General features: G+C 53.9%; 23 protein-coding genes. 16 read left to right on the forward strand and 7 right to left on the reverse strand.

Annotated features, from left to right (window positions below; genetic code table 11):
* Nucleotides 1-116: 116 nt before the first annotated feature.
* Nucleotides 117-1,592 (reverse strand): ribosome biogenesis GTPase Der, encoded by a 1,476-nt coding sequence (gene der, locus E0765_RS04235; protein WP_132811980.1) that lies wholly within the window; start codon nucleotides 1,590-1,592, stop codon nucleotides 117-119.
* A 71-nt stretch (nucleotides 1,593-1,663) separates the two neighbouring features.
* On the opposite strand from der, the gene E0765_RS04240 reads away from it, so the two are divergent.
* From E0765_RS04240 to E0765_RS04280, 9 genes are all read left to right on the forward strand, one after another.
* Entirely contained in the window at nucleotides 1,664-2,122 is a 459-nt protein-coding gene (locus E0765_RS04240; RefSeq protein WP_132811981.1) for a phosphoribosyltransferase, read from the forward strand.
* Nucleotides 2,123-2,174: 52 nt separating this feature from the next.
* On the forward strand, nucleotides 2,175-3,332 hold the full coding sequence (metK, locus tag E0765_RS04245; RefSeq protein WP_132811982.1) for a methionine adenosyltransferase: 1,158 nt from the start codon (nucleotides 2,175-2,177) through the stop codon (nucleotides 3,330-3,332).
* Nucleotides 3,333-3,445: 113 nt separating this feature from the next.
* Nucleotides 3,446-3,730 (forward strand): 4Fe-4S dicluster domain-containing protein, encoded by a 285-nt coding sequence (locus E0765_RS04250; protein WP_132811983.1) that lies wholly within the window; start codon nucleotides 3,446-3,448, stop codon nucleotides 3,728-3,730.
* Nucleotides 3,731-3,859: 129 nt separating this feature from the next.
* On the forward strand, nucleotides 3,860-4,273 hold the full coding sequence (gene ndk / locus E0765_RS04255) for a nucleoside-diphosphate kinase (protein ID WP_132811984.1): 414 nt from the start codon (nucleotides 3,860-3,862) through the stop codon (nucleotides 4,271-4,273).
* Between the two features lie 3 nt (nucleotides 4,274-4,276).
* A complete protein-coding gene (locus tag E0765_RS04260; protein WP_132811985.1) occupies nucleotides 4,277-4,648 on the forward strand; it encodes a DUF177 domain-containing protein in 372 nt (123 codons plus the stop codon).
* A 45-nt stretch (nucleotides 4,649-4,693) separates the two neighbouring features.
* Nucleotides 4,694-4,843 carry a 50S ribosomal protein L32 gene (rpmF, locus tag E0765_RS04265; protein ID WP_132811986.1) on the forward strand — a complete coding sequence of 50 codons (150 nt, stop codon included), beginning with the start codon at nucleotides 4,694-4,696 and terminating at the stop codon, nucleotides 4,841-4,843.
* A 3-nt stretch (nucleotides 4,844-4,846) separates the two neighbouring features.
* Nucleotides 4,847-5,836, forward strand: coding sequence for a phosphate acyltransferase PlsX (gene plsX / locus E0765_RS04270; protein WP_132811987.1), 990 nt, complete (start codon nucleotides 4,847-4,849; stop codon nucleotides 5,834-5,836).
* Between the two features lie 26 nt (nucleotides 5,837-5,862).
* The gene (locus E0765_RS04275) at nucleotides 5,863-6,861 is read left to right on the forward strand and encodes a beta-ketoacyl-ACP synthase III (RefSeq protein ID WP_132811988.1); all 999 of its coding nucleotides are present in this window, start codon (nucleotides 5,863-5,865) and stop codon (nucleotides 6,859-6,861) included.
* Nucleotides 6,862-6,904: 43 nt separating this feature from the next.
* Nucleotides 6,905-7,282: an HIT family protein gene (locus E0765_RS04280; protein WP_132811989.1), complete on the forward strand. Its 378-nt coding sequence runs from the start codon at nucleotides 6,905-6,907 to the stop codon at nucleotides 7,280-7,282.
* Here E0765_RS04280 and E0765_RS04285 read toward each other — a convergent pair.
* Nucleotides 7,279-8,841, reverse strand: a complete 1,563-nt coding sequence (locus E0765_RS04285; protein WP_132811990.1) for a DEAD/DEAH box helicase — start codon at nucleotides 8,839-8,841, stop codon at nucleotides 7,279-7,281. The genes E0765_RS04280 and E0765_RS04285 overlap by 4 nt on opposite strands.
* A 382-nt stretch (nucleotides 8,842-9,223) precedes the next feature.
* Between E0765_RS04285 and E0765_RS04290 the strand changes: the two genes are divergently transcribed.
* Entirely contained in the window at nucleotides 9,224-9,427 is a 204-nt protein-coding gene (locus tag E0765_RS04290; protein ID WP_132811991.1) for a hypothetical protein, read from the forward strand.
* 16 nt (nucleotides 9,428-9,443) lie between these two features.
* Here E0765_RS04290 and E0765_RS04295 read toward each other — a convergent pair whose 3' ends face one another.
* Genes E0765_RS04295 through hemB form a run of 3 tightly spaced genes read right to left on the reverse strand, consistent with a single transcriptional unit; the run spans nucleotide 9,444 to nucleotide 12,578 of the window.
* Nucleotides 9,444-10,634 carry a multiheme c-type cytochrome gene (locus tag E0765_RS04295; protein WP_132811992.1) on the reverse strand — a complete coding sequence of 397 codons (1,191 nt, stop codon included), beginning with the start codon at nucleotides 10,632-10,634 and terminating at the stop codon, nucleotides 9,444-9,446.
* An 11-nt stretch (nucleotides 10,635-10,645) separates the two neighbouring features.
* On the reverse strand, nucleotides 10,646-11,566 hold the full coding sequence (argF, locus tag E0765_RS04300) for an ornithine carbamoyltransferase (RefSeq protein WP_132811993.1): 921 nt from the start codon (nucleotides 11,564-11,566) through the stop codon (nucleotides 10,646-10,648).
* Nucleotides 11,567-11,612: 46 nt separating this feature from the next.
* The gene (hemB, locus tag E0765_RS04305; RefSeq protein WP_132811994.1) at nucleotides 11,613-12,578 is read right to left on the reverse strand and encodes a porphobilinogen synthase; all 966 of its coding nucleotides are present in this window, start codon (nucleotides 12,576-12,578) and stop codon (nucleotides 11,613-11,615) included.
* A 76-nt stretch (nucleotides 12,579-12,654) separates the two neighbouring features.
* Here hemB and ribA point away from each other — a divergent pair, with 76 nt between their 5' ends.
* Genes ribA through E0765_RS04325 form a run of 4 tightly spaced genes read left to right on the forward strand, consistent with a single transcriptional unit; the run spans nucleotide 12,655 to nucleotide 14,421 of the window.
* Nucleotides 12,655-13,242, forward strand: a complete 588-nt coding sequence (gene ribA, locus E0765_RS04310; RefSeq protein ID WP_132811995.1) for a GTP cyclohydrolase II — start codon at nucleotides 12,655-12,657, stop codon at nucleotides 13,240-13,242.
* Nucleotides 13,239-13,817, forward strand: coding sequence for a 16S rRNA (guanine(527)-N(7))-methyltransferase RsmG (rsmG, locus tag E0765_RS04315; protein WP_132811996.1), 579 nt, complete (start codon nucleotides 13,239-13,241; stop codon nucleotides 13,815-13,817). Before ribA ends, rsmG begins: the two co-directional genes overlap by 4 nt.
* Before the next feature lie 2 nt (nucleotides 13,818-13,819).
* Nucleotides 13,820-14,026: a PP0621 family protein gene (locus tag E0765_RS04320; protein ID WP_132811997.1), complete on the forward strand. Its 207-nt coding sequence runs from the start codon at nucleotides 13,820-13,822 to the stop codon at nucleotides 14,024-14,026.
* Between the two features lie 2 nt (nucleotides 14,027-14,028).
* On the forward strand, nucleotides 14,029-14,421 hold the full coding sequence (locus E0765_RS04325; RefSeq protein WP_132811998.1) for a hypothetical protein: 393 nt from the start codon (nucleotides 14,029-14,031) through the stop codon (nucleotides 14,419-14,421).
* On the opposite strand, the gene E0765_RS04330 is transcribed toward E0765_RS04325, so the two are convergent.
* Nucleotides 14,414-15,430 carry an alanine racemase gene (locus tag E0765_RS04330; protein ID WP_132811999.1) on the reverse strand — a complete coding sequence of 339 codons (1,017 nt, stop codon included), beginning with the start codon at nucleotides 15,428-15,430 and terminating at the stop codon, nucleotides 14,414-14,416. The genes E0765_RS04325 and E0765_RS04330 overlap by 8 nt on opposite strands.
* A 49-nt stretch (nucleotides 15,431-15,479) precedes the next feature.
* On the opposite strand from E0765_RS04330, the gene E0765_RS04335 reads away from it, so the two are divergent.
* Complete coding sequence (locus E0765_RS04335; protein ID WP_132812000.1) at nucleotides 15,480-16,490, forward strand: agmatine/peptidylarginine deiminase; 1,011 nt, start codon at nucleotides 15,480-15,482, stop codon at nucleotides 16,488-16,490.
* Nucleotides 16,491-16,753: 263 nt separating this feature from the next.
* On the forward strand, nucleotides 16,754-18,760 hold the full coding sequence (locus E0765_RS04340; RefSeq protein ID WP_132812001.1) for a TonB-dependent receptor: 2,007 nt from the start codon (nucleotides 16,754-16,756) through the stop codon (nucleotides 18,758-18,760).
* Nucleotides 18,761-18,778: 18 nt separating this feature from the next.
* Here E0765_RS04340 and E0765_RS04345 read toward each other — a convergent pair whose 3' ends face one another.
* Nucleotides 18,779-19,351: an NUDIX domain-containing protein gene (locus E0765_RS04345; protein ID WP_132812002.1), complete on the reverse strand. Its 573-nt coding sequence runs from the start codon at nucleotides 19,349-19,351 to the stop codon at nucleotides 18,779-18,781.
* Between the last annotated feature and the right edge of the window lie 9 nt (nucleotides 19,352-19,360).

Below are 19,360 nucleotides of genomic sequence, written 5' to 3' on the forward strand. Positions count from 1 at the left end.
ATGTCAATGCCGCCAAAAACATACGAGACCGTGGGATACACGGCTCCAATGCTTCCCATCAAACAGCTGCCTAAGAGCTGTGGAGGAAGAATCCACCTCGCTTGCGAGGTGGAGTATCAATTCTTCGGTCTGCGCTTCTGATTCTTCGCCTTCGCTTTAAACAACACCGGCGTCCCTTCAAAATCGAACAGTTCCCGGAACTGGTTGGTCAAATAGCGGCGGTAGCTGAAATGGAGCCCCTGCGGTTTGTTCATCACCAGCGCGATACGCGGCGGTCGGATATCGTACTGCGTCCCGTAGTAAAGGCGAATCGTCTGCCCGTTGATGCTGGGGATCGGGTGCTTGCGCTGCGCCATCTCGAGCACTTCGTTGATCCGGGCGGTCGGAATGCGCTGCGAATAATTGTCGTTGATTTTCAGCAGCATCTCGAAAATCTTGTGAACCCGCTGTTTGGTCAACGCCGAAATCGTGATGATCGGAGCGTAGCTGAGAAACTTGAAACGGTCGCGGACTTCGGCAATGATCTTGTCGTAGTCCTCTTTGGGGGCAAGATCCCACTTGTTGAGAACGATCAGACATGCCAGCCGGTTTTTGTCGACGAAACCGGCGATCTTTTCATCCAGATCCTTGAACGGCTCGGAGGCATCAAGCACCAACAACGCGATATCAGCCGCATCGAGCATCTCTTCGGTCCGCATTAGGGCATATTTCTCGATCCCCAGGATTTTTCCCCTCTTGCGGATACCGGCGGTATCGACGAACGTAATCGTTTTTCCTTCGTATTCCATCTCTTCGTCGATCGGGTCGATCGTCGTCCCGGCAACCGAGCTGACAACCGAACGGTCTTCTCCGAGCAGGGCGTTGAGCAGGGAGCTTTTCCCGACGTTGACGCGGCCGATGATCGCAACTTTCATCCGGTTGAGTTCGCTATCGTCGATTTCGCGCATCGGTTCGTCGATGACGAACACTTCCGATTCGTCGCCCTCGTCCTCTTCGTCCTCATCCTCGTAATCGAATTCCTCATCCTCCTCCTCAAACCCGTCGACAAACGCATCAAACGCATCCATTTCGTCGGGTTCGGCGGAGGGAATCACGATCATGTCGCTTTCGGGAAGCTGTGCGGCGATCCACGCAAGAAGCGCGTTGATGTGGCGGTTATGGGCGACGGAGATCCCGAAAATCCGGTCGGTGCCGAATTCGTAGTACTCCCACAGTTTCTCCTGCATCTTGTCGTTATCGATCTTGTTGACGACGAGAGCGACCGATTTACCCATCGATTCGAGTTCGTAGAACAGCTTTTTGTCTTCTTCCTCGGGAAGGCTTTTACCGTCGACCATGAACAGGATAATGTCGGCCTCATGTGCGGCTTTAAGGGATTTTTCCTTGATTTTTTCGTAGAGTTCGCACCCCTCGTCGAGTCCTCCCGTATCGAGGATCTCGACCTCTTTGTCGAGAATGACGGCGGGGCGTTTTTTAACGTCGCGGGTCGTTCCGGCCATTTCGGAGGTGATGGCGTCACGCTGTTTGAGGAGCCGGTTGAAGAGCGAGCTTTTGCCGACGTTCGGACGGCCGATAATGGCTAATTTTTTCAATAGGGAAACCTTTTGGCAAAGTTGTAAGTTTTTTATTATAGCGCAGAACCCCTTATGCTATGATGTCGTCCATGATCTACTACAGCTACGAAGACTTCAAACGTGATGTCCCCGCACTGATCGCGCAGATGGGAGCGTTTCGTCCCGATACCGTCTTGGCGATCGCGCGCGGCGGCGTGACGCTCGGGCACGCGCTGACCATGGCGCTCGACATCCGCAATCTCCAGTGCATCCGCGTCGAGAGCTACGACGGTACGCATCACCGAGAGGAAGTAACGGTCAAAACCCTCTGCGATCTCTCCGATTCGCACCGGGTTTTGATCGTGGACGACATCGTCGACAGCGGCCAGACTCTCTCCACCCTTATGCCGATCCTCTCCCACCGCTATCCTGAAATCGAATTTCGCAGCGCGTCGCTGTTCTACAAACAAAACGCATCGGCCCGCCCCGATTACACGCTGCACGAAGCGCGCGACTGGATCGATTTTTTCTGGGAAGGCGATTTTGTTTTAAAAACCGTTTCGGTATAATCGCCTCCATCTACCCCCTCTTTTACTTTTACGACGTCAAGGATATTTTTATATGCCGAAAGAATACATTTTTACCTCCGAATCGGTCACCGAGGGGCATCCGGACAAAATGGCCGACCAGATCAGCGACGCGATCCTCGATTACATCATCGCCGAAGATCCCAAAGCCCGTGTTGCCTGCGAAACGCTCGTCTCCAATGGTTTTTGCGTCATCGCCGGAGAACTGAAAACGACCACTTACGCCCCGATGCAGGAGATTACCCGTCAGGTAGTGCGCGAAATCGGCTATACCGACGCCACATACGGCTTTGATTATCGCTCATGTGCCGTACTCAACGGGATCGGAGAACAATCTCCCGACATCAATCAAGGGGTCGACCAAAGCGGCGGTGAGATCGGTGCGGGGGATCAGGGGCTCATGTTCGGTTACGCCTGCCGCGAAACCGAGGTGCTCATGCCGCTGCCGGTCCATCTGGCACACCGGATCACCGAACGGTTGGCGAAAGTGCGCAAAGAGGGAATCCTCCCCTACCTGCGCCCCGACGGTAAAGCGCAGGTGAGCGTCCGTTACGTCGACGACAAGCCCGTCGCCGTGGAGACGGTCGTCGTATCGACCCAGCACGCCCCTGAAATTTCACAAGAAAAACTCCACGCCGACGTCATCTCCGAGGTGATCCGGCACGTTATCCCCGAAGAGCTGCTTTCATCCGACATCGTCTATCACATCAACCCGACCGGAAAATTCGTTATCGGCGGACCGCAGGGGGATGCGGGGCTGACGGGACGCAAAATCATCGTCGACACCTACGGGGGAAGCTGCCCTCACGGCGGCGGCGCGTTCAGCGGAAAAGACCCGACCAAAGTAGACCGTTCGGCCGCTTATGCCGCCCGCTACGTTGCCAAAAACCTCGTCGCATCAGGTGCGTGCGACCGCGCGACGATCCAGGTTGCTTATGCGATCGGCGTCGTCAAGCCGGTTTCGGTCATGGTCAACACGCACGGGACGTCCAAAGTCGAAGAGAGCAAAATCGAAGCGTGCGTCAACGAACTTTTCGATCTCACCCCGCGCGGTATCATCGAAACGCTCGACCTGCTCCGCCCTATCTATCGGCAGACGGCCGCATACGGCCATTTCGGGCGCGAACTTCCCGATTTTACATGGGAAAAAACCGATAAGGTGGATGCTATCCGCTCCTATCTAGGGCTCTAAAACGGCCCTCCGTAACACTCGTCCCCCAAACCTTTTTAAACCCCTCTCTTTTTAGGTGGGTTTAAAATTCTTCTGTTATAGTTTCCCCATAACAATCAACCAAGGAGAATCCTATGGCAGTAGTCATTAATGATACCTGTATTAACTGCGGCGCTTGCATCGACGAGTGTCCGGTAGAAGCGATCGTAGACGAGGACGATAACCCAACGGGTGAAGACATCTACTACGTATACGCTGACAAATGTGTCGAGTGTGTAGGTCACCACGACGAACCCGCCTGTGCGACTGCCTGCCCAACTGAAGGTTGTATCACTTGGGACGAAATCGGTGCAAGTCCTGCCCACCGTGAAGACATCACCGCAGAAATGCGTTCTTCCAAAGCAAACGTCGTTAACTAAATACGATAAAAGGGAAGGTTTCACCCTTCCCTCTCTTCCCTTTCTCCATTCCGTTCATCTTTAATCTTACTTAAATTATTGTTCCGCTATAATCCCACTCTATTTTTTACACATAAAACAGGAGCATTGATGGAACAAACGTTGTCAATCATCAAGCCTGACGCCGTTGCAAAAGGTGTCATCGGTAAAATCTTGGACCGCTTCGAAAGCAACGGTCTGCGGATTGCAGCCACCAAAAAAGTACAGTTGAGCCGCCAGGACGCCGAAGCGTTCTACGCCGTTCACAAAGCGCGCCCGTTCTTCAACGACCTGGTTGATTTCATGGTCAGCGGTCCGGTAGTCGTTTCCGTTCTCGAAGGGGAAAACGCGGTTCTCAAAAACCGTGACCTGATGGGTGCGACCAACCCTAAAGAAGCTGCGCCCGGCACAATCCGCGCCGACTTCGCCGAAAACATCGATGCCAATGCCGTTCACGGAAGCGATTCTCTTGAGAACGCCGCGATCGAAATCGCGTTTTTCTTCTCGGGCCGCGAAATCAGCTAAACCATGTTGATACCGTTTAGACGCCTGGGCACCGTACCTGTCGATTTTGAGCTAAATCGTGACAATGCCCGTTTTTCAGGTGAAATATTCCTGAAAAAAAGCAATCTTGCGCAATTAAACGGTACAATTACGGGGAGTATTTCAATCCCGTGCGACATCTGCGCCGAGCCGATTGAAACGCCTCTGAACGAAGAGGTGAGTTTTTACCTCTCCGATGGCATTTACAAAGGAAACGAGGAAGAGTTCGACGTCGTGGAAATCGATACGGCGACCATCGATATGGACGAACTCTTCCGTTCGGAAATCGAACTGATCCGCAGCGATTATTATTGCTGTTCCAATTGCGAAGGCAAAACGTTGGACGCAGAGTTCTGACGCGCCCCGCATCAAAAAATTTAATCCAAACAGAAAGGACTAACGATGGCAGTACCTAAAAGAAGAGTGAGTCACACTCGCGCCGCGAAACGCAGAACTCACTACAAAATCACTCTTGCACGTCCGGTCAAAGACAAAGACGGCACCTACAAATTGCCTCACTATGTCAACCCGACAACCGGTGAGTACAAATAATCGATGATTAGAATTGCAATTGATGCAATGGGAGGGGACTTCGGTCCCGAACCGATTGTCAAAGGGACCCTTGAAGCGCTCAAGGAGAAAAAGTTTGAACCCATTCTGGTTGGGAAAAAAGATGAGATTTTATCTTTATTACCCAAGGGCTATAAAGATAAAATTTTAATCGTCGAAGCGGACGATGTCATCGACATGAGCGATGCGGCCACCGATGCGCTGAAACGAAAAGAGAGCTCGATCTACAAAGCGATCGAACTGGTACGCGAGGGGAAAGCCGACGGCGTTGTGAGCGCCGGTCACAGCGGTGCGACGATGTCGCTGGCGACCCTGCGTCTGGGGCGTCTCAAACACGTACTGCGCCCTGCACTGGTCACGCTCATGCCGACGAAAAACGGCCAGCGCAGTGTCATGCTTGATGTCGGAGCAAACGTCGACTGCAAGGCCGAACACCTTTTCCAGTTCGGTATCATGGGCTATTACTACGCACAGGACATGCTGGGACTCGCCCATCCGCGCGTCGGCCTTCTCGCCAACGGCGAAGAGAGTTCCAAAGGGAACGAAGTGACCAAAGAGACCTTCGGGATGCTTCAAAACGAAAAAGGGTTCATCGGCAACGTCGAAGGGAACAACATTTTCGACGGTTCCTGCGACGTCATCGTCTGCGACGGCTTTATCGGGAATCTCGTCCTCAAAGCTTCCGAAGGGGTTGCCTCTACGATCAGCTTTTTTATCAAAGAGTACATCCGCAAATCGCCGGTAGCGATCACGGGTGCGCTTTTGATGCGTAAAGTGTTCAAGCTCCTTAAAAAAGAGATCGACTACGCCGAAATCGGCGGAGCCCCGCTGATCGGTATCAAAGGGTGCGCCATCGTCAGCCACGGCAAAAGCAATCCCAAAGCGATCAAAAACGCAATATTTCAGGCGATCCGTTACGTAAACACCGGCGTCAACGAACATATCGAAAAACGGCTCGAAGAGCTTAAAAGCTGACTTCGATTCCTCTCAAAGGTTAACCCATGTACGCAGCATTTCGATCGATCGGAGCATACGTCCCCTCCAAAGTCCTGACCAACAGCGATCTGGAGACGATGGTCGATACCACCGACGAGTGGATTACCAAACGGACCGGGATCAAGGAACGTCACATCGCCGCCGAAGGCGAAACGACCAGCGACATGGGCGTCAAAGCGGCCGAGCTGGCCATCGAGCGTGCCGGCATCGATAAAAGCACCATCGACATGGTTGTGTGCGCCACGATCTCTCCCGATTATTTCTGTATGCCCTCGACCGCTACCCTGATCACTTCGAAACTGGGACTTGCGAAAGTCACCGCGTTCGATATTTCCGCTGCCTGCACCGGATTTGTCTACGCCCTTTCCGTCGCCAAAGCATTCATTGAATCGGGTATGAAGAAAAACGTCCTTATCGTCGGTGCGGAGCGCCTGAGCGCCATCACCGACTATACCGACCGGGGGACCTGTATCCTGTTCGGCGACGGTGCGGGAGCCGCCATAATCAGTGCAACGGACAACAAGGAAGAAGCGATTATCGACATCCATACCGGCGCGGATGGCGATTATGCCGATCTTCTGATGACTCCCAACGGCGGGAGCGGATCGGCGCACGACGAACTTGACCGCGAAGCGGCAGGATGCTTCATGAAAATGAAAGGGAACGAAACCTTTAAAGTCGCCGTCCGCACCCTCACCAGCGACGTTGTTGAGATCCTCAGGCAAAACGGTATCGAATCGTCCTCCATCAAACATTTCGTTCCCCATCAGGCCAACTACCGTATCATCAAAGCCGTCGGTGATGCGCTGGAACTCTCCGACGATCAGGTCGTCCTCACCGTTGCCAAATACGGCAATACCTCAGGCGCATCGATCCCGATGGCTATCAACGACATCTACGAGTCCGGTCGTCTTCAAAACGGCGAACTGATGCTCCTCGATGCCTTCGGCGGCGGTCTGACATGGGGAAGCGCCCTCGTCCCGTTTGCCGGAAAGGGCAAATAAGAACCCTTTTGCTACAATAGGCGACTTCATTTCAAGGTCGCCGATGCTCTACTCCGATTCACTCATTTCCATCGAACTTCACGAAAGTTCCGTCCCCTGGCTCAAGATTTTCACCCAAACGCCGCGTAAAGAGTTTTCCGAATGTACCGCCGAGGAAAAAAAAGCGATATGGGACGCCCTTGACCGCATCGAAAAAGCGATGCTGGCCTATTTCACCCCCGACAAAATCAACATCGCGTCGTTCGGAAACATGCTTCCGCGCGTTCATTGGCACATCATGGCCCGATTTCGGAACGACGATTATTTTCCCGAACCGATGTGGGGAGTGAAACAAAGAGAGGGATTTGTGCTTCCGGCCCCGATGGAGCCGTTTTTGGAGCGTCTGAAAGAGGAGTTCTCCGGCCGTAGGGCCGCTGATTAATATTTAGGCTTGTTTGAACGGTTGGCGCCGCCGAAGCTGCGTGAACGTTCGCTGCGATCGCCGCCTCTGTCGCCGCCGCGATCACCGCGGTCGCCACGATCACGGTCACCGCGGTATCCGCCGGTGCGATGATTGTTACGGTTGCGGTTAAATCCGCCGCCGCGACGGTTTCCGCCGCGATCGCCGCCGCGACGCTCAAGGTTGTGAAGAATTTTCTCCAAGCGCTCCGCCGCAATACCGATCTGATTCGGGCCGTGCACTTTGTTTTGTTCCATGAGGACCGAAATCAGCTTGTACGCGATCTGCTCCATATCATAATCTTCTTTGAGCTTATCGAGCACTTTGTGCGCTTCGTCGTAAATATGCTGTTTCTCGATTTCGGAGAGAAGACGGCTGACCTGGGCTTCTTTGACGTCGTGTTTGCTCGGAATGTAGGCGTGTTCCATCGTTGTACCGACTTTGGCCCGGATACGCTGGAGCTCTTTAAACTCAAGCGGGGTTACCAGAGTGATGGCTACCCCTTTTTTACCCGCGCGTCCCGTCCGGCCGATACGGTGAACGTAACTTTCAGGGTCGAAGGGAATATGGTAGTTGAAAACGTGGGTAACGCCGTCGATGTGCAGACCCCGCGCCGCCACGTCGGTTGCGATCAGGACGTCAACCGCATCGGTTTTGAGCCCTTTGATGACGCTTTCACGCTGGCGCTGCTCCATATCGCCGTGAAGCCCCTTGGCCGAATACCCGACTGCGGAGAGGACATTGCTGAGGCGGTCAACCTCTTTTTTAGTGCGGCAGAATACAACCGTTTTTTGCGCGTCTTCGGCATCCATCAAACGGATAATCGCATCGTCGCGCTCAGATTCTTCGATGACGTAATACTGCTGCGTAATGTCGGTATTGGTCGTCTCCTCTTTGGTAATTGAGGCAAAAAACGGGTTCACCAGGATACGCTCGGCCAGCTGCTTGATCGGAGCCGGCATCGTCGCCGAAAAAAGAAGCGTCTGACGCTCGGTCGGCAAAAAGGTGAAAATTTCGTTGATATCGTCCAAAAAGCCCATATCGAGCATTTCGTCGGCTTCGTCGAGAATAACCGTCGAGGGGGCGAACCCTTTGAGCATGTCGCGGCTGAGCATGTCCAAAAGACGTCCCGGAGTCGCGATGATAACCTGCGCTCCGCGCTCGATCAGATCGATCTGGCGGTTGTACGAACTGCCGCCGTAGATGGTGACAGTGCGCACGCCCAGGTGACGTCCGAATTTGTAGATCTCGTCGCTGACCTGGTTGGCCAGTTCGCGCGTCGGGGTGATGATAAGGGTTTCAATCCCCCCTTTAAGATGCATTTTGTTGAGGGTAGGAAGGCCGAAAGCCGCCGTTTTCCCTGTACCGGTATGGGCTTGCCCGACAACGTCGCGCCCTTCCATGATGACCGGGATGACCATCGACTGGATGGGGCTTGGCTGGGTAAATCCCGCATATTTGATACTCTGCATGATTTCGGAACGGAGACCGAAATCGTCGAATGTCTGGACATTTTCCGTGTTGTTTACTGTGTTACTCATAATACTGCCTTTTGTTTACGCCATGCCCTCATACAGAAGAACCCTGTTTCCGCCTCGGCGAAAATATTTCTTCAAAAGCCCATGTTGCTACACTGTGCGGCTGCGGCGCTGTATTGCCCCTGCGGGGCGCTAAATTTTCAGAGATTCATCTCTACCATGGAAGGTACCTTGGAAAAACTTCACGCGGTGAAGGTTTGCAAAGGTACCCAAAAATTTGAGCGAATTGTACCTAATCAGAACATAAGTTCTCCTGACAAAGCGGTGTTAACAAAAGCTAAAGTTAACCTTTAGTTTCGAATCGTTTATAATTTGTCCGATTTTTTATAATCTTTTCGAACTATACTTCCAAAAAATCAGAACACTACGCAAGGAGAATTTTTTAATGTTTACCGTGAAAGTCGAAAAAGAGTGCGGCTGTTTCAAACGCAGCGGCATGGAGAACAGCAAAACATTTACCAACAAAGACGACGCGATGATCGAAGCCCGCGAATGGGCCGCCGAAATGAACGAAACGTTTTGCCAGAAACACAACTTTTCCGTTGTCGAAGAGGGCAACGATCTCATTATCAAAGTCGAAATGAACTAAAAGGCGGCTCCGCCTTTTAGAGCTTCAACACCTTTTTTTGAATCACCGCTTTTCGCGACCAGATCGGATCTTTAAGCCCCAGCATCTTTCGCACCTCCTCATTCACCAGCCGATACGAAACGCTTACCGCCACCTGATCCGCCCCCTTGAGTATGCCGAACGTAAAGCTTTTTGAACCGTATGCCGGAACGGAAACGTTTTCAAGCGTTTTGGCCGCAAGATGCGGCACGGTCGGCTTGCCCCGCTTGTTCAGGAACCGGGAGGTAAGCGAACGGGTTTGGGTTCCCATCCCCGTGCCTTTTCGGAAATACGCCACTTCGATCAGAATTTCCCGTGCGCCGAACCCTCCGGGAAGCGGATGGGGGTTGGGATTGTTCAATGTCACTTCCAGTCCGCCCGAAGCGCGTTTGAGACTCACCGCAAGTGCGTCTTTCCACATCGTTTCGGTATGGGCACCGATGAATCCGTGGGAACGGATCTGCCGTTTGTGCGGTTTGCCCTGCGCGTCGCGCAACGTTGCGGCCACCCCCTCTTTGCGCGGCCCCATATGGCAGTCGACGCAGAATTTGTCCCCTTTTTTATACTCCGACTCCATGTCGGTAAAACGATGTCCCTCTTCGGAAGTATCGTTCGCATGGCACACAAAACACAGACGATCGGGATTACGGTCCATGAAATCACGGTGCTCGACACGGTGGTAAGGGGATTTGGCATCCGAATACGGGCCGCTCATGGTCCCGCTTTTCATCCACCCTACACGGTGGACTCCCCGCTTGGTATCGGGGAGGGTGTCGTGGATTCGGTCGATGTTATGACAGACGACGCAGTTGATCCCCTCGGCGATCGTATCGCTCTGAGTCGCGCACGCGGCGTCAGTGTTACGATCCAGATTCAGCGATGCGAGCGCTTCGTATTCGGCATTGGTGGAAGTAACGGAAATGCGGGGGTTATGACACGCGGCGCATTCGATTTTGATCGAATTGAGCGATTTCCCGCTCTGTTTGCGGGCAACGTAGTCGATCGTTTTGCGGAAGTATTCGTCGTTGGCATAGTGGGACGCAGCATGCCAGGAACTTTCCCATTCCTTGACAATATGGCTGTGACAGGCTTTGCATTTGCCGGAATCTTTGTATTTCTCGCCCACGGCTACCGCCTGGGCACCTTGAAGAGTGAAGACCGCCACGGCTACGCAAAGCAACCAGCGCATATTATCCCCTTTTAACGGTGTTTATCGAGCCAGACCATCAATCCTTTCTGCGCATGGAGACGGTTTTCCGCCTCTTCGAAGATAAGACTCTGTTCCCCTTCCAAAACGCTTTCGCTCACCTCGACGCCGCGATAGGCGGGAAGACAATGGAGAAAAATCGCCCCTTTCTCCGCGAGCGCCATCAGTGCTTCGTCGACGATGTAGCCTTCGAATGCGCGGAGCCTCTGGGCTTTTTCTTCTTCCTGCCCCATCGAGATCCATGTATCCGTCGTCACGACGGTAGCCCCTTTGACCGCCTCTTTTGGATCGTTGCTGATCGAAATTTTCGCCCCGCTTTGTTTGGCAAACTCCATCGCATCGGCGATGATGGCCGGATCGCACTCGTACCCCTTGGGGGTTGCGACGCGGAGTTCGAACCCGAGTTTGGAAGCGAGCATCAGCCACGAGTGGGTCATGTTGTTGCCGTCACCGACGTAGGCGACGATCGGATTTTTGTCTTTTCCGCATTCCATCATCGTCATGTAATCGGCGAGGAGCTGTACCGGATGATAGCTGTCGCTGAGGCCGTTGATGACGGGAACTTTCGAATAGCGCGAAAACTCTTCGAGCTTGCTTTGCTCATAGGTACGGATCATCACCATGTCGCACATCGAAGAGATGACCCGGGCGGTATCTTTGACCGGTTCGCCGCGTCCGAGATGGATATCGCGGTTGGAAAGAAAGAGCGCATGACCGCCGAGCTGGTACATCCCGACTTCGAAACTGACGCGGGTGCGCGTGGAACTTTTTTCGAAGATCATGGCAAGCGTCTGATTGGCGAGGCGGGGGACGAAGTTTTTGGCTTTCACCTCTTTTTTAATCTCTACTCCCAGTTCGAGAATCTCGAGGATCTCTTCTTTAGTGTAGTCTTTCAGCGTTAAAAAATGTCTCACGTCTATCCTTCGATACAAAAAACAATCATATCATAAAAAAATTTCATTATTTTAATAACTGCGCCACTTCTTTAGCGTGGTAGCTGATGATGATATCCGCACCCGCGCGTTTGAAACCGACCATCGTCTCCATCATGACGCGGTTGTAATCGATGAGCCCCGCATTACCGGCGTGTTTGAGCATCGCATACTCGCCGCTGACGTTGTAGACCGCCAGCGGAAGCGAGGAAGCTTCGCGGATGTCGCGGATGACGTCGAGATACGCCAGGGCGGGCTTGACCATCAGGATATCGGCCCCCTGCGCTTCATCGGCGAGGCTTTCGCGGATCGCCTCACGGCGGTTGGCCGGATCCATCTGGTAGGTCGAGCGGTCCCCGAAGCTGGGGGTCGATTCGGCGACGTCACGGAAAGGGCCGTAATAGCCGCTGGCAAATTTGGTCGAATAGCTCATGATGGGGAGGTTGACGTATCCCCCCTCATCCAGGGCATCGCGCAATGTCGTGATGATACCGTCCATCATCCCCGAGGGGGCGATCATGTCCGCCCCGGCACGCGCATGGACGAGTGCCTGCTGGCCCGAAATCGAGAGGGTCGCGTCGTTGTCGACCGTCTCGTGTACGTGGTCGAGGATCCCGCAGTGCCCGTGGTCGGTATATTCGCAAAAACACAGGTCGGTGACGACGAACATCTTCGGATACGCTTTTTTGATTGCACGCACGGCGGTGGCAATGATGCCGTGATCACACAACGCGTCGCTTCCGACGGAGTCTTTGACCTCGGGGATACCGAAAAGGATGATCGAATAGATCCCCAGCGACTGCAGCAGCTCGCACTCTTTTAAAATCTCATCCAGCGACATCTGGTAAACGCCCGGCATCGACGCTACCTCGGTTTTAATCCCCTCCCCCGGACGGACGAACAGCGGATAGATGAAATCATCGACGCCCACATGGGTTTCGCGAACCAGTGAACGCAGGCGGGAATTGAGGCGTGTACGGCGAAAACGCTCCATTAAAATGCTCCAGTGTAAATCTAAGTGGGTAAGTGTATCGATACTTAGATTAAGAAAAGGAAATTATAATTGCCCCATGAGTATGCAACCGACATTTGAAAAATCATCGATCGCCAATCTGCCGAGTAAATACGGCCGCTTCAAAATCCGCGTTTACAAAGAGGGGATACAAGAACACCTCGCCATTTTCACCGAAGGATTCGAAAACGCCGAGGCCCCTTTGGTCCGCATCCACTCCGAATGCCTCACGGGCGATACGCTCGGAAGTATCAAATGCGATTGCAACAACCAGCTTCACATTGCCCTCAAAATGATCGCCGCAGAGGGGGGGCTGGTTATCTACCACCGCCAGGAAGGGCGCAACATCGGTCTGCTCAACAAGGTCAACGCCTACGCACTGCAAGACCAGGGGCGCAACACCATCGAGGCGAACGTGGAACTGGGGTTTGAGCCCGACCAGCGTACCTACGACGTCGTCCGCGAAATCTTTCACGATTTCGGTCTGACCAGAATCCGCCTGCTGACCAATAACCCCGCCAAGGTTTCCGTCGTCGAAAATCTCGACGTCGAGATCGTTCAACGGATCCCCGTCGTCATTGATCCCAATCCCCACAACGAGGGGTATCTGAAAGTGAAAAAAGAACAAATGGGGCATCTGTTTTGAGCCGTTTGCGTACCCTGATCGAACGGGCCGCCATTCCGGTCGAAGAATCCTTTTTCGAGAAAATCGAGCAGTACAAAGCGCTGCTGGCCAAATGGAACAAAATCCACAATCTCACGGGGGCCAAATCGGCCGATCAGATCGACGACTTCATCGTCGACGCATTGTTTCCGATCACCTTTCTTCCCCCGCTTAAAACTGCGATGGATATCGGAACAGGGGCCGGTTTTCCGGGAATGGTGCTCGCTATCGCCCTCCCCGCCACCCGGTTCACGCTCGTCGAACCGCTGAGCAAGCGGGCCAGTTTTCTGCAGTTCGTCAAAGCCGATCTGGGCCTCTCCAACGTCGAGGTCAAGGCGCTGCGGGCCGAACAGCTGCCGAGCGCTCCGTACGATCTGGTCACCTCGCGCGCCGTTACCGATACCAAAATGCTGATGAAGCTTTCCGAGCCGTTTTGCGTTCCGGGAACCCTTTTGCTCTTTTACAAAGGGGAAAGAGTGTATGATGAAGTCGATGAAACGCTTGATTACAAGGTCATCGAAGCGGAAAACCGCCACTACCTGCTGATAAAGAGATAAATATGCTCAAACTGTTGCTGCTCGTCGGTGTCATCGCCGCCGTTTATTTCATCTTTTTCAAAAAAAAGAGCCTGACCCCGCCTCCCGCAGACAAAATGCAGGATGAAGCGATGGTTCCGTGCGCCAAATGCGACACCTATGTCCAGGTCAAAGAGGCCTTTATGAAAGAGGGCAAATACTATTGCTCCCGAGAGTGTATGGAGGATTGACGATGGTACTCTTCGGTCACCCGCACGTCCCTTCGGAGCGTTTTTACCACATCGAATCGATTGAAGCGGTCCGGCATACCCCGGCCAATTCGGTCGTGGCACTCTTTTTTAGCCCCGCAAATCTTGATATTATCCGCTATCTCAAAGACAACGGCGTCCGTTTCGCCCTTTTCGTCGACAATCAAGGCGATGCCGTCATTGCCGAAAACCTTCGGGCTTCCTACCTCATCGTCAATCCCAAAGCAGGATCGGCCATCCAGAGCGTCGCCGAACATTACCTGTTCGACGCCAAAGTACTCGGCTACATCGATGATCCCCAAAGGCTCGAAGAACTGATCGACCTCCGCCTTGACGGAGCCATTTTCCCCGAAGCAATTATCAAGGTGACTACTTAGTCCACCGGCGTTCAAGACTCTTGTCGAGGCAGGCTAGGATTTCGTATCCGATAGTCCCCACCGAGCGGGCATAGCCGTTGGCGTTGTCAAACACCAGCAGCTCCTCGGCGTCGCTGGCGAATACCGCGTTGTCCATCGAAATGCGTCCCCGCAGCGCGATCCCCTGCGGCGTCGTATAGCGGTTCGAGGCCAGACGGTCAAGCCCGTTGGCGTATCCCAGATCGTACGTCGATACCACTTCATCCGTCGCGGCTTCATATATCCCGTTATAACCGATTCGTTCCCCTTTTTTGAGCACACGCGTCGCGATCCGTTTTCCCCACAGCGACAAAACCGGTTTGAGCGGCGGCGTTTCGAGTCCTTTGTCCATTTCCAGGCATCCGTAAAGGGCGATCCCTACCCGCGCCATATCATCGGTACATTCAGAACTTCGGAACGTCCCGGCCGAATTCGACAGATGAAACCGGAGGTTCCAGCCATGCGATGCCGCCAGAGAACGTGCGGTTTCTTTAAGCGAATCGAACGCTCTTCGCTGCCAGAACCACTCGCTGCTGAGCGTCTCCGCACTGCGCAGGTGGCTCATCATTCCGACGCATTCGAGTCCTCTGAGCGCCATTTTTTCGAACGCTTCGGCCAGATCGGAGGGTGAGACGCCGTTACGGTGCATCCCGGTATCGACTTTCAATTCGACCCGCGTCCCGGGGAGAAACCGCCCGATCTCCTCCAGCGAATTGACCGCGTAGCTGAATTTGGGATTCACGTACGTCGAGGTATCGGCAAGGATCAAGATACGATCGAAGAACGGTTCGATCTCCACCGCCTCGGCTTCTGTCCGCACCACCGCGTTTTTGACGCCGTACGCACCGGCAGCCTCGGCGATCATAACCGCACCGTGACCGTAGGCGTTGTCTTTGAGTACGACGGCGATTTTATCTTTGGTTCCAACTTGTTGTGCGATAATGTCAAGATTATGAATCAGTGCCTCGCGGCTGAGCGTAATGTATCCCATGATATCCCTGCGGGTGATAGATGGCGCAATTATAGATCAAGGTAGTTTAATGCGATATTTTCCGGCCGAATTCGAACCCCAGAGTTTTGTCCAGCTCATTTTTCCCCATCCCCAAAGCGACTGGGCTCCGTACCTCGAAGAGGCCCGTTCCACGTTCGTGAACATCGCCAACGCGGTTGCCCGCTATGAACCCTGCCTCATCGTCTGTGACGACGTGGAGGTTGTCAAAGGGTATTTTTCCGATCAGACCAACCTCATTTTCGTCCCCTACCAAAGCGACGATACCTGGGCGCGCGACTGTAGCGCCCTCACCGTCATCGACGAAGAGGAAGACGAACCGCTGCTCCTTGATTTCACCTTCACCGGATGGGGCGGAAAATTCGACGCGTCGCGCGACAATGCGATGAGCGCGGCCCTTGCTCTGGTTTACGGTGCGCGGATGGAGAAGATCGACCTGATCTTGGAAGGGGGCGGCGTCGAATCCAACGGCGCGGGATCGCTCCTGGTCACTTCCGAATGTCTCCTCAATCCCAATCGCAACGCCCACCTCTCCAAAACGCAGACCGAAGCGATCCTCAAAAAAGAGTTCGGCGTCGAGCAGATTTTATGGCTGAACCACGGCTACCTTGCGGGGGACGACACCGACAGTCACATCGACACCCTCGCCCGTTTCATCGATACCGACACCATTATGTATGTTAAATGCGACGATACGGAAGACGAACACTACGAAGCCCTCAAAAAAATGGAAGAGGAGCTGATGGAGCTGCGGGACATGGAAGGCGAGCCGTTCAACCTTATCGCCTTGCCGATGTGTTCACCCGCTTATTACGACGGCGAGCGGTTGCCGGCGACCTATGCGAATTTTCTGATTGTCAACGACGCGGTGTTGCTGCCGGTCTACAACGATCCGCACGATGCCGAGGCGATCGAAATCTGCCGCAAAGCGTTCAAAGGGCGCGACATCGTTCCCATCGACTGCTCCGTCCTGATCCGCCAGCACGGTTCGCTCCACTGCGTCACGATGCAGTTCCCCGAAGAAGTCTCTATCCGAATTTAATCTTCACATTGCGGTATAGCCGCTGATGAGATCCTCAGCGGACGGCTATCGCGGCTCTTCACTCTTGGAGTCTGAAACGTCGCCTTGCTTATTTGAAGAGGATACTGAAGCCTGTATAGAGGAAATACCCCGAAGCGGCGAAGAGTAAAACGGTAAAAAGAATACGTCTGTATGTCGGTTTCATGGCTGCAAGTATAGCGATTTAACACTAATGTAACACTTCTTTCCTACACTGTCTTCCTATCAACTTAAGGATTCAGAGTATGAAAAAATTGACCTTCCTTTCGGTAGCGGCCGTTGCTGCGCTGGCGACCGAACCCGTCACGATCCAGAAAATCACCGTCGAGGCTACCGCGCCCAAGGGCGATACGCAAAACATCAGCGCCGATGAAATCGTCAAGTTTTCGCGCCAGAGCGATCTGGGGGAAATGCTTTCGGGAGTGTTGCCCGAGATTACCCACGTCCGTACCAGCGCCATCGGGAACGATATCGTCCTGCGCGGTTTCAAACGCGATAACCTCAATGTCACGATCGATGACGCCAAAGTATGCGGCGCCTGTCCCAACCGGATGGACCCTCCGGCCATGCACGTCTCTAGCAGTCAAATCGCATCGGTCGAAGTGAAAGAAGGACCGTTCGACGTCACCCAGTTCGGCAGCCTCGGCGGAGCGATCAACGTCGTCACCAAAGACCCTTCCAAAGGGGTGCACGGAGAAGTTTCCGCAACACTTGGAAGCTATGATTACCGCAAAGTCGGCGCCACCCTTGAAGCGGGGAACGATGCGGTACAGGCCCTGGTCGGATACAGCCGCGAAACAAGCGGCCAGTACAAAGACGGCGACGGCAAAACGATGGCGGAGCAGGCCGACAGCGCCATAACCGCAGGACAGCGTTACTCGGCCGCGCACAAAAACGACGATGCCTACGAGCGCGAGAATTTCTGGACCAAAATCGTCGGAAACATCGGCGACAGCCAGAAACTCACCCTCAGCTATTTCGGCGACCGCGCGGACAACGTCCTCTATGCGCGCTATCCGATGGATGCGCTCATGGACGACACCGACATGTTCAAAGCCAAATACCAGTTCTTCGGTCTGGGGCGCTATTCGGACGAACTGAGCATCGAAGCGTACCATTCCAAAGTCAAACACGATATGGGAACCGATTTCAGAGCCGGGGCGACGAGCCCTTCGGCAACGATGGTCTCCTTGGTCGACGCGACGATCAAAGGGGTACGTGCCGAAAATACGGCTTCGGTCGCCGAAGCCGACGTCACCGTCGGAATCGATCTCTCGACGCGGAACTGGAACGGGACCAAAGGGACCCGGGTTAATCCTTACGCACAGGTTCAGATCCCCGATGCCGATACCGATAACCTCGGTATCTACGCCAAAGCGGTCCGGACGTTCGGTGCGCTCGACGTGAGCGCCGGGCTGCGCTACGACGATACGAGCGTGGATGCCGACCAGGCGTTGATGGCTGCGGCCAAAGACCGTGATTACGACAACGTCAGCGCCAATCTTCTGGGACGCTACCACTACAGCGCGAACGGCAATCTTTTCGTCGGGGCAGGTCAATCGGTCCGTGTTCCCGATGCACGCGAGCTCTATTTCAAGGATATGGGGAACACAAACCTCAACGAAACAATCAACCGCGAAATCGATGCGGGGGTAGAACACACGTTCGGTAACCTTCACGTCAAAGGGACCCTGTTCTACAGCGATATAAAAGACTATATCTATGCCTACAAAGTGGCCGGTTCGACCACGTCGTTCGCCAACATCGACGCACGCATCGTCGGGGGTGACGTCAGCGCCGACTACGCGCTCAACAAAGAGTGGCGCATCGAATCGGGCGTCGCCTACCAGCGCGGAAGCAAAAAAGACACCAATCAGCTCGATTCACTGGCCACGCTGCCGCAAACCGACAAAGACCTTGCCGATATTCCGCCGCTCAAAGGGCGCGTGGCGCTCGTATTCAACGATGAACGCCACTACGCCGAGGCCGAATGGATTGCCGCCAGACACCAGACGTACGACGAAAACAACGGTGAACAGGCAATCGGGGGTTACGGTATTCTGAACCTCAAATACGGTACCGACTTTGACAACGGTTTCTCCCTGAGTGCGGGAATCAACAACTTTTTCGACCGTACCTACGCAGTGAGCAACAGCTACATCGGCCTTACCACCATTTCAGAAGGGGCGCAACCCCTCATCCTGAACGAACCGGGACGCAATTTCTACGCAACCCTCGCGTACAGATTCTAATCCTTGCCCTTCGGGGCATTAGTGTTTTTTCAATACCTCAAATTTTTCCAGAAACCACGAAAAGCCGAACATCAGCCCCGGTGTCTTCGCCTTCGTCTCGTCCATCGCAAAATGTTTCGCTTCGCACCGCGGAATCTCGACCACTTCGATCGCTTCGACATCGATGCCGCCACCGTCGCTTACCTTCATCGAATCGTCCACAACCGCATAGTAAAGGGTCTGCACCGAACCGGCAAAACCGACTGCGGTATAAAACGACGTTACCCTCTCGATCCGTTCGAGCGGGACATCATAACCGCACTCTTCGAGAACCTCTTCGTGGGCAATTTTCCTGAGCGGTTTGTCTTTGTCCACAATCCCGGCGCAGAGCTCGTAGGTGTAACCCTCACCGTTTTTGAGATAAACGGGGGGACGAAACTGGCGTACGACGATCAGCGAATCATGCTCCGCATGGAACAAAAGAATCGCAACGCTGTCGTGGACCTCGACCATATCCCAGGTTTTCAGAATCCCGTCCTGGCGGTACGAAAGACGCTTTGGCCTGACGTAATCGGATTTTTCGCACGGCAGTACCGTAATCTCCTGTATCATCGGAAAACC

This window comes from Sulfuricurvum sp. IAE1, from assembly GCF_004347735.1.
GTDB lineage: Bacteria > Campylobacterota > Campylobacteria > Campylobacterales > Sulfurimonadaceae > Sulfuricurvum.

What these genes read in the sequence shown, in the direction of transcription:
- E0765_RS04320 (WP_132811997.1), top strand. Translation starts at nt 13,820, where the DNA reads ATGCTCAAACTGTTGCTGCTCGTCGGTGTCATCGCCGCCGTTTATTTC.
- E0765_RS04325 (WP_132811998.1), top strand. Translation starts at nt 14,029, where the DNA reads ATGGTACTCTTCGGTCACCCGCACGTCCCTTCGGAGCGTTTTTACCAC.
- E0765_RS04240 (WP_132811981.1), top strand. Translation starts at nt 1,664, where the DNA reads ATGATCTACTACAGCTACGAAGACTTCAAACGTGATGTCCCCGCACTG.
- hemB (WP_132811994.1), bottom strand. Translation starts at nt 12,578, where the DNA reads ATGGAGCGTTTTCGCCGTACACGCCTCAATTCCCGCCTGCGTTCACTG.
- rpmF (WP_132811986.1), top strand. Translation starts at nt 4,694, where the DNA reads ATGGCAGTACCTAAAAGAAGAGTGAGTCACACTCGCGCCGCGAAACGC.
- E0765_RS04260 (WP_132811985.1), top strand. Translation starts at nt 4,277, where the DNA reads ATGTTGATACCGTTTAGACGCCTGGGCACCGTACCTGTCGATTTTGAG.
- E0765_RS04290 (WP_132811991.1), top strand. Translation starts at nt 9,224, where the DNA reads ATGTTTACCGTGAAAGTCGAAAAAGAGTGCGGCTGTTTCAAACGCAGC.
- E0765_RS04285 (WP_132811990.1), bottom strand. Translation starts at nt 8,841, where the DNA reads ATGAGTAACACAGTAAACAACACGGAAAATGTCCAGACATTCGACGAT.
- metK (WP_132811982.1), top strand. Translation starts at nt 2,175, where the DNA reads ATGCCGAAAGAATACATTTTTACCTCCGAATCGGTCACCGAGGGGCAT.
- E0765_RS04280 (WP_132811989.1), top strand. Translation starts at nt 6,905, where the DNA reads ATGCTCTACTCCGATTCACTCATTTCCATCGAACTTCACGAAAGTTCC.
- E0765_RS04250 (WP_132811983.1), top strand. Translation starts at nt 3,446, where the DNA reads ATGGCAGTAGTCATTAATGATACCTGTATTAACTGCGGCGCTTGCATC.
- plsX (WP_132811987.1), top strand. Translation starts at nt 4,847, where the DNA reads ATGATTAGAATTGCAATTGATGCAATGGGAGGGGACTTCGGTCCCGAA.
- E0765_RS04275 (WP_132811988.1), top strand. Translation starts at nt 5,863, where the DNA reads ATGTACGCAGCATTTCGATCGATCGGAGCATACGTCCCCTCCAAAGTC.
- E0765_RS04330 (WP_132811999.1), bottom strand. Translation starts at nt 15,430, where the DNA reads ATGGGATACATTACGCTCAGCCGCGAGGCACTGATTCATAATCTTGAC.
- E0765_RS04345 (WP_132812002.1), bottom strand. Translation starts at nt 19,351, where the DNA reads ATGATACAGGAGATTACGGTACTGCCGTGCGAAAAATCCGATTACGTC.
- ribA (WP_132811995.1), top strand. Translation starts at nt 12,655, where the DNA reads ATGAGTATGCAACCGACATTTGAAAAATCATCGATCGCCAATCTGCCG.
- E0765_RS04340 (WP_132812001.1), top strand. Translation starts at nt 16,754, where the DNA reads ATGAAAAAATTGACCTTCCTTTCGGTAGCGGCCGTTGCTGCGCTGGCG.
- ndk (WP_132811984.1), top strand. Translation starts at nt 3,860, where the DNA reads ATGGAACAAACGTTGTCAATCATCAAGCCTGACGCCGTTGCAAAAGGT.
- E0765_RS04335 (WP_132812000.1), top strand. Translation starts at nt 15,480, where the DNA reads ATGCGATATTTTCCGGCCGAATTCGAACCCCAGAGTTTTGTCCAGCTC.
- E0765_RS04295 (WP_132811992.1), bottom strand. Translation starts at nt 10,634, where the DNA reads ATGCGCTGGTTGCTTTGCGTAGCCGTGGCGGTCTTCACTCTTCAAGGT.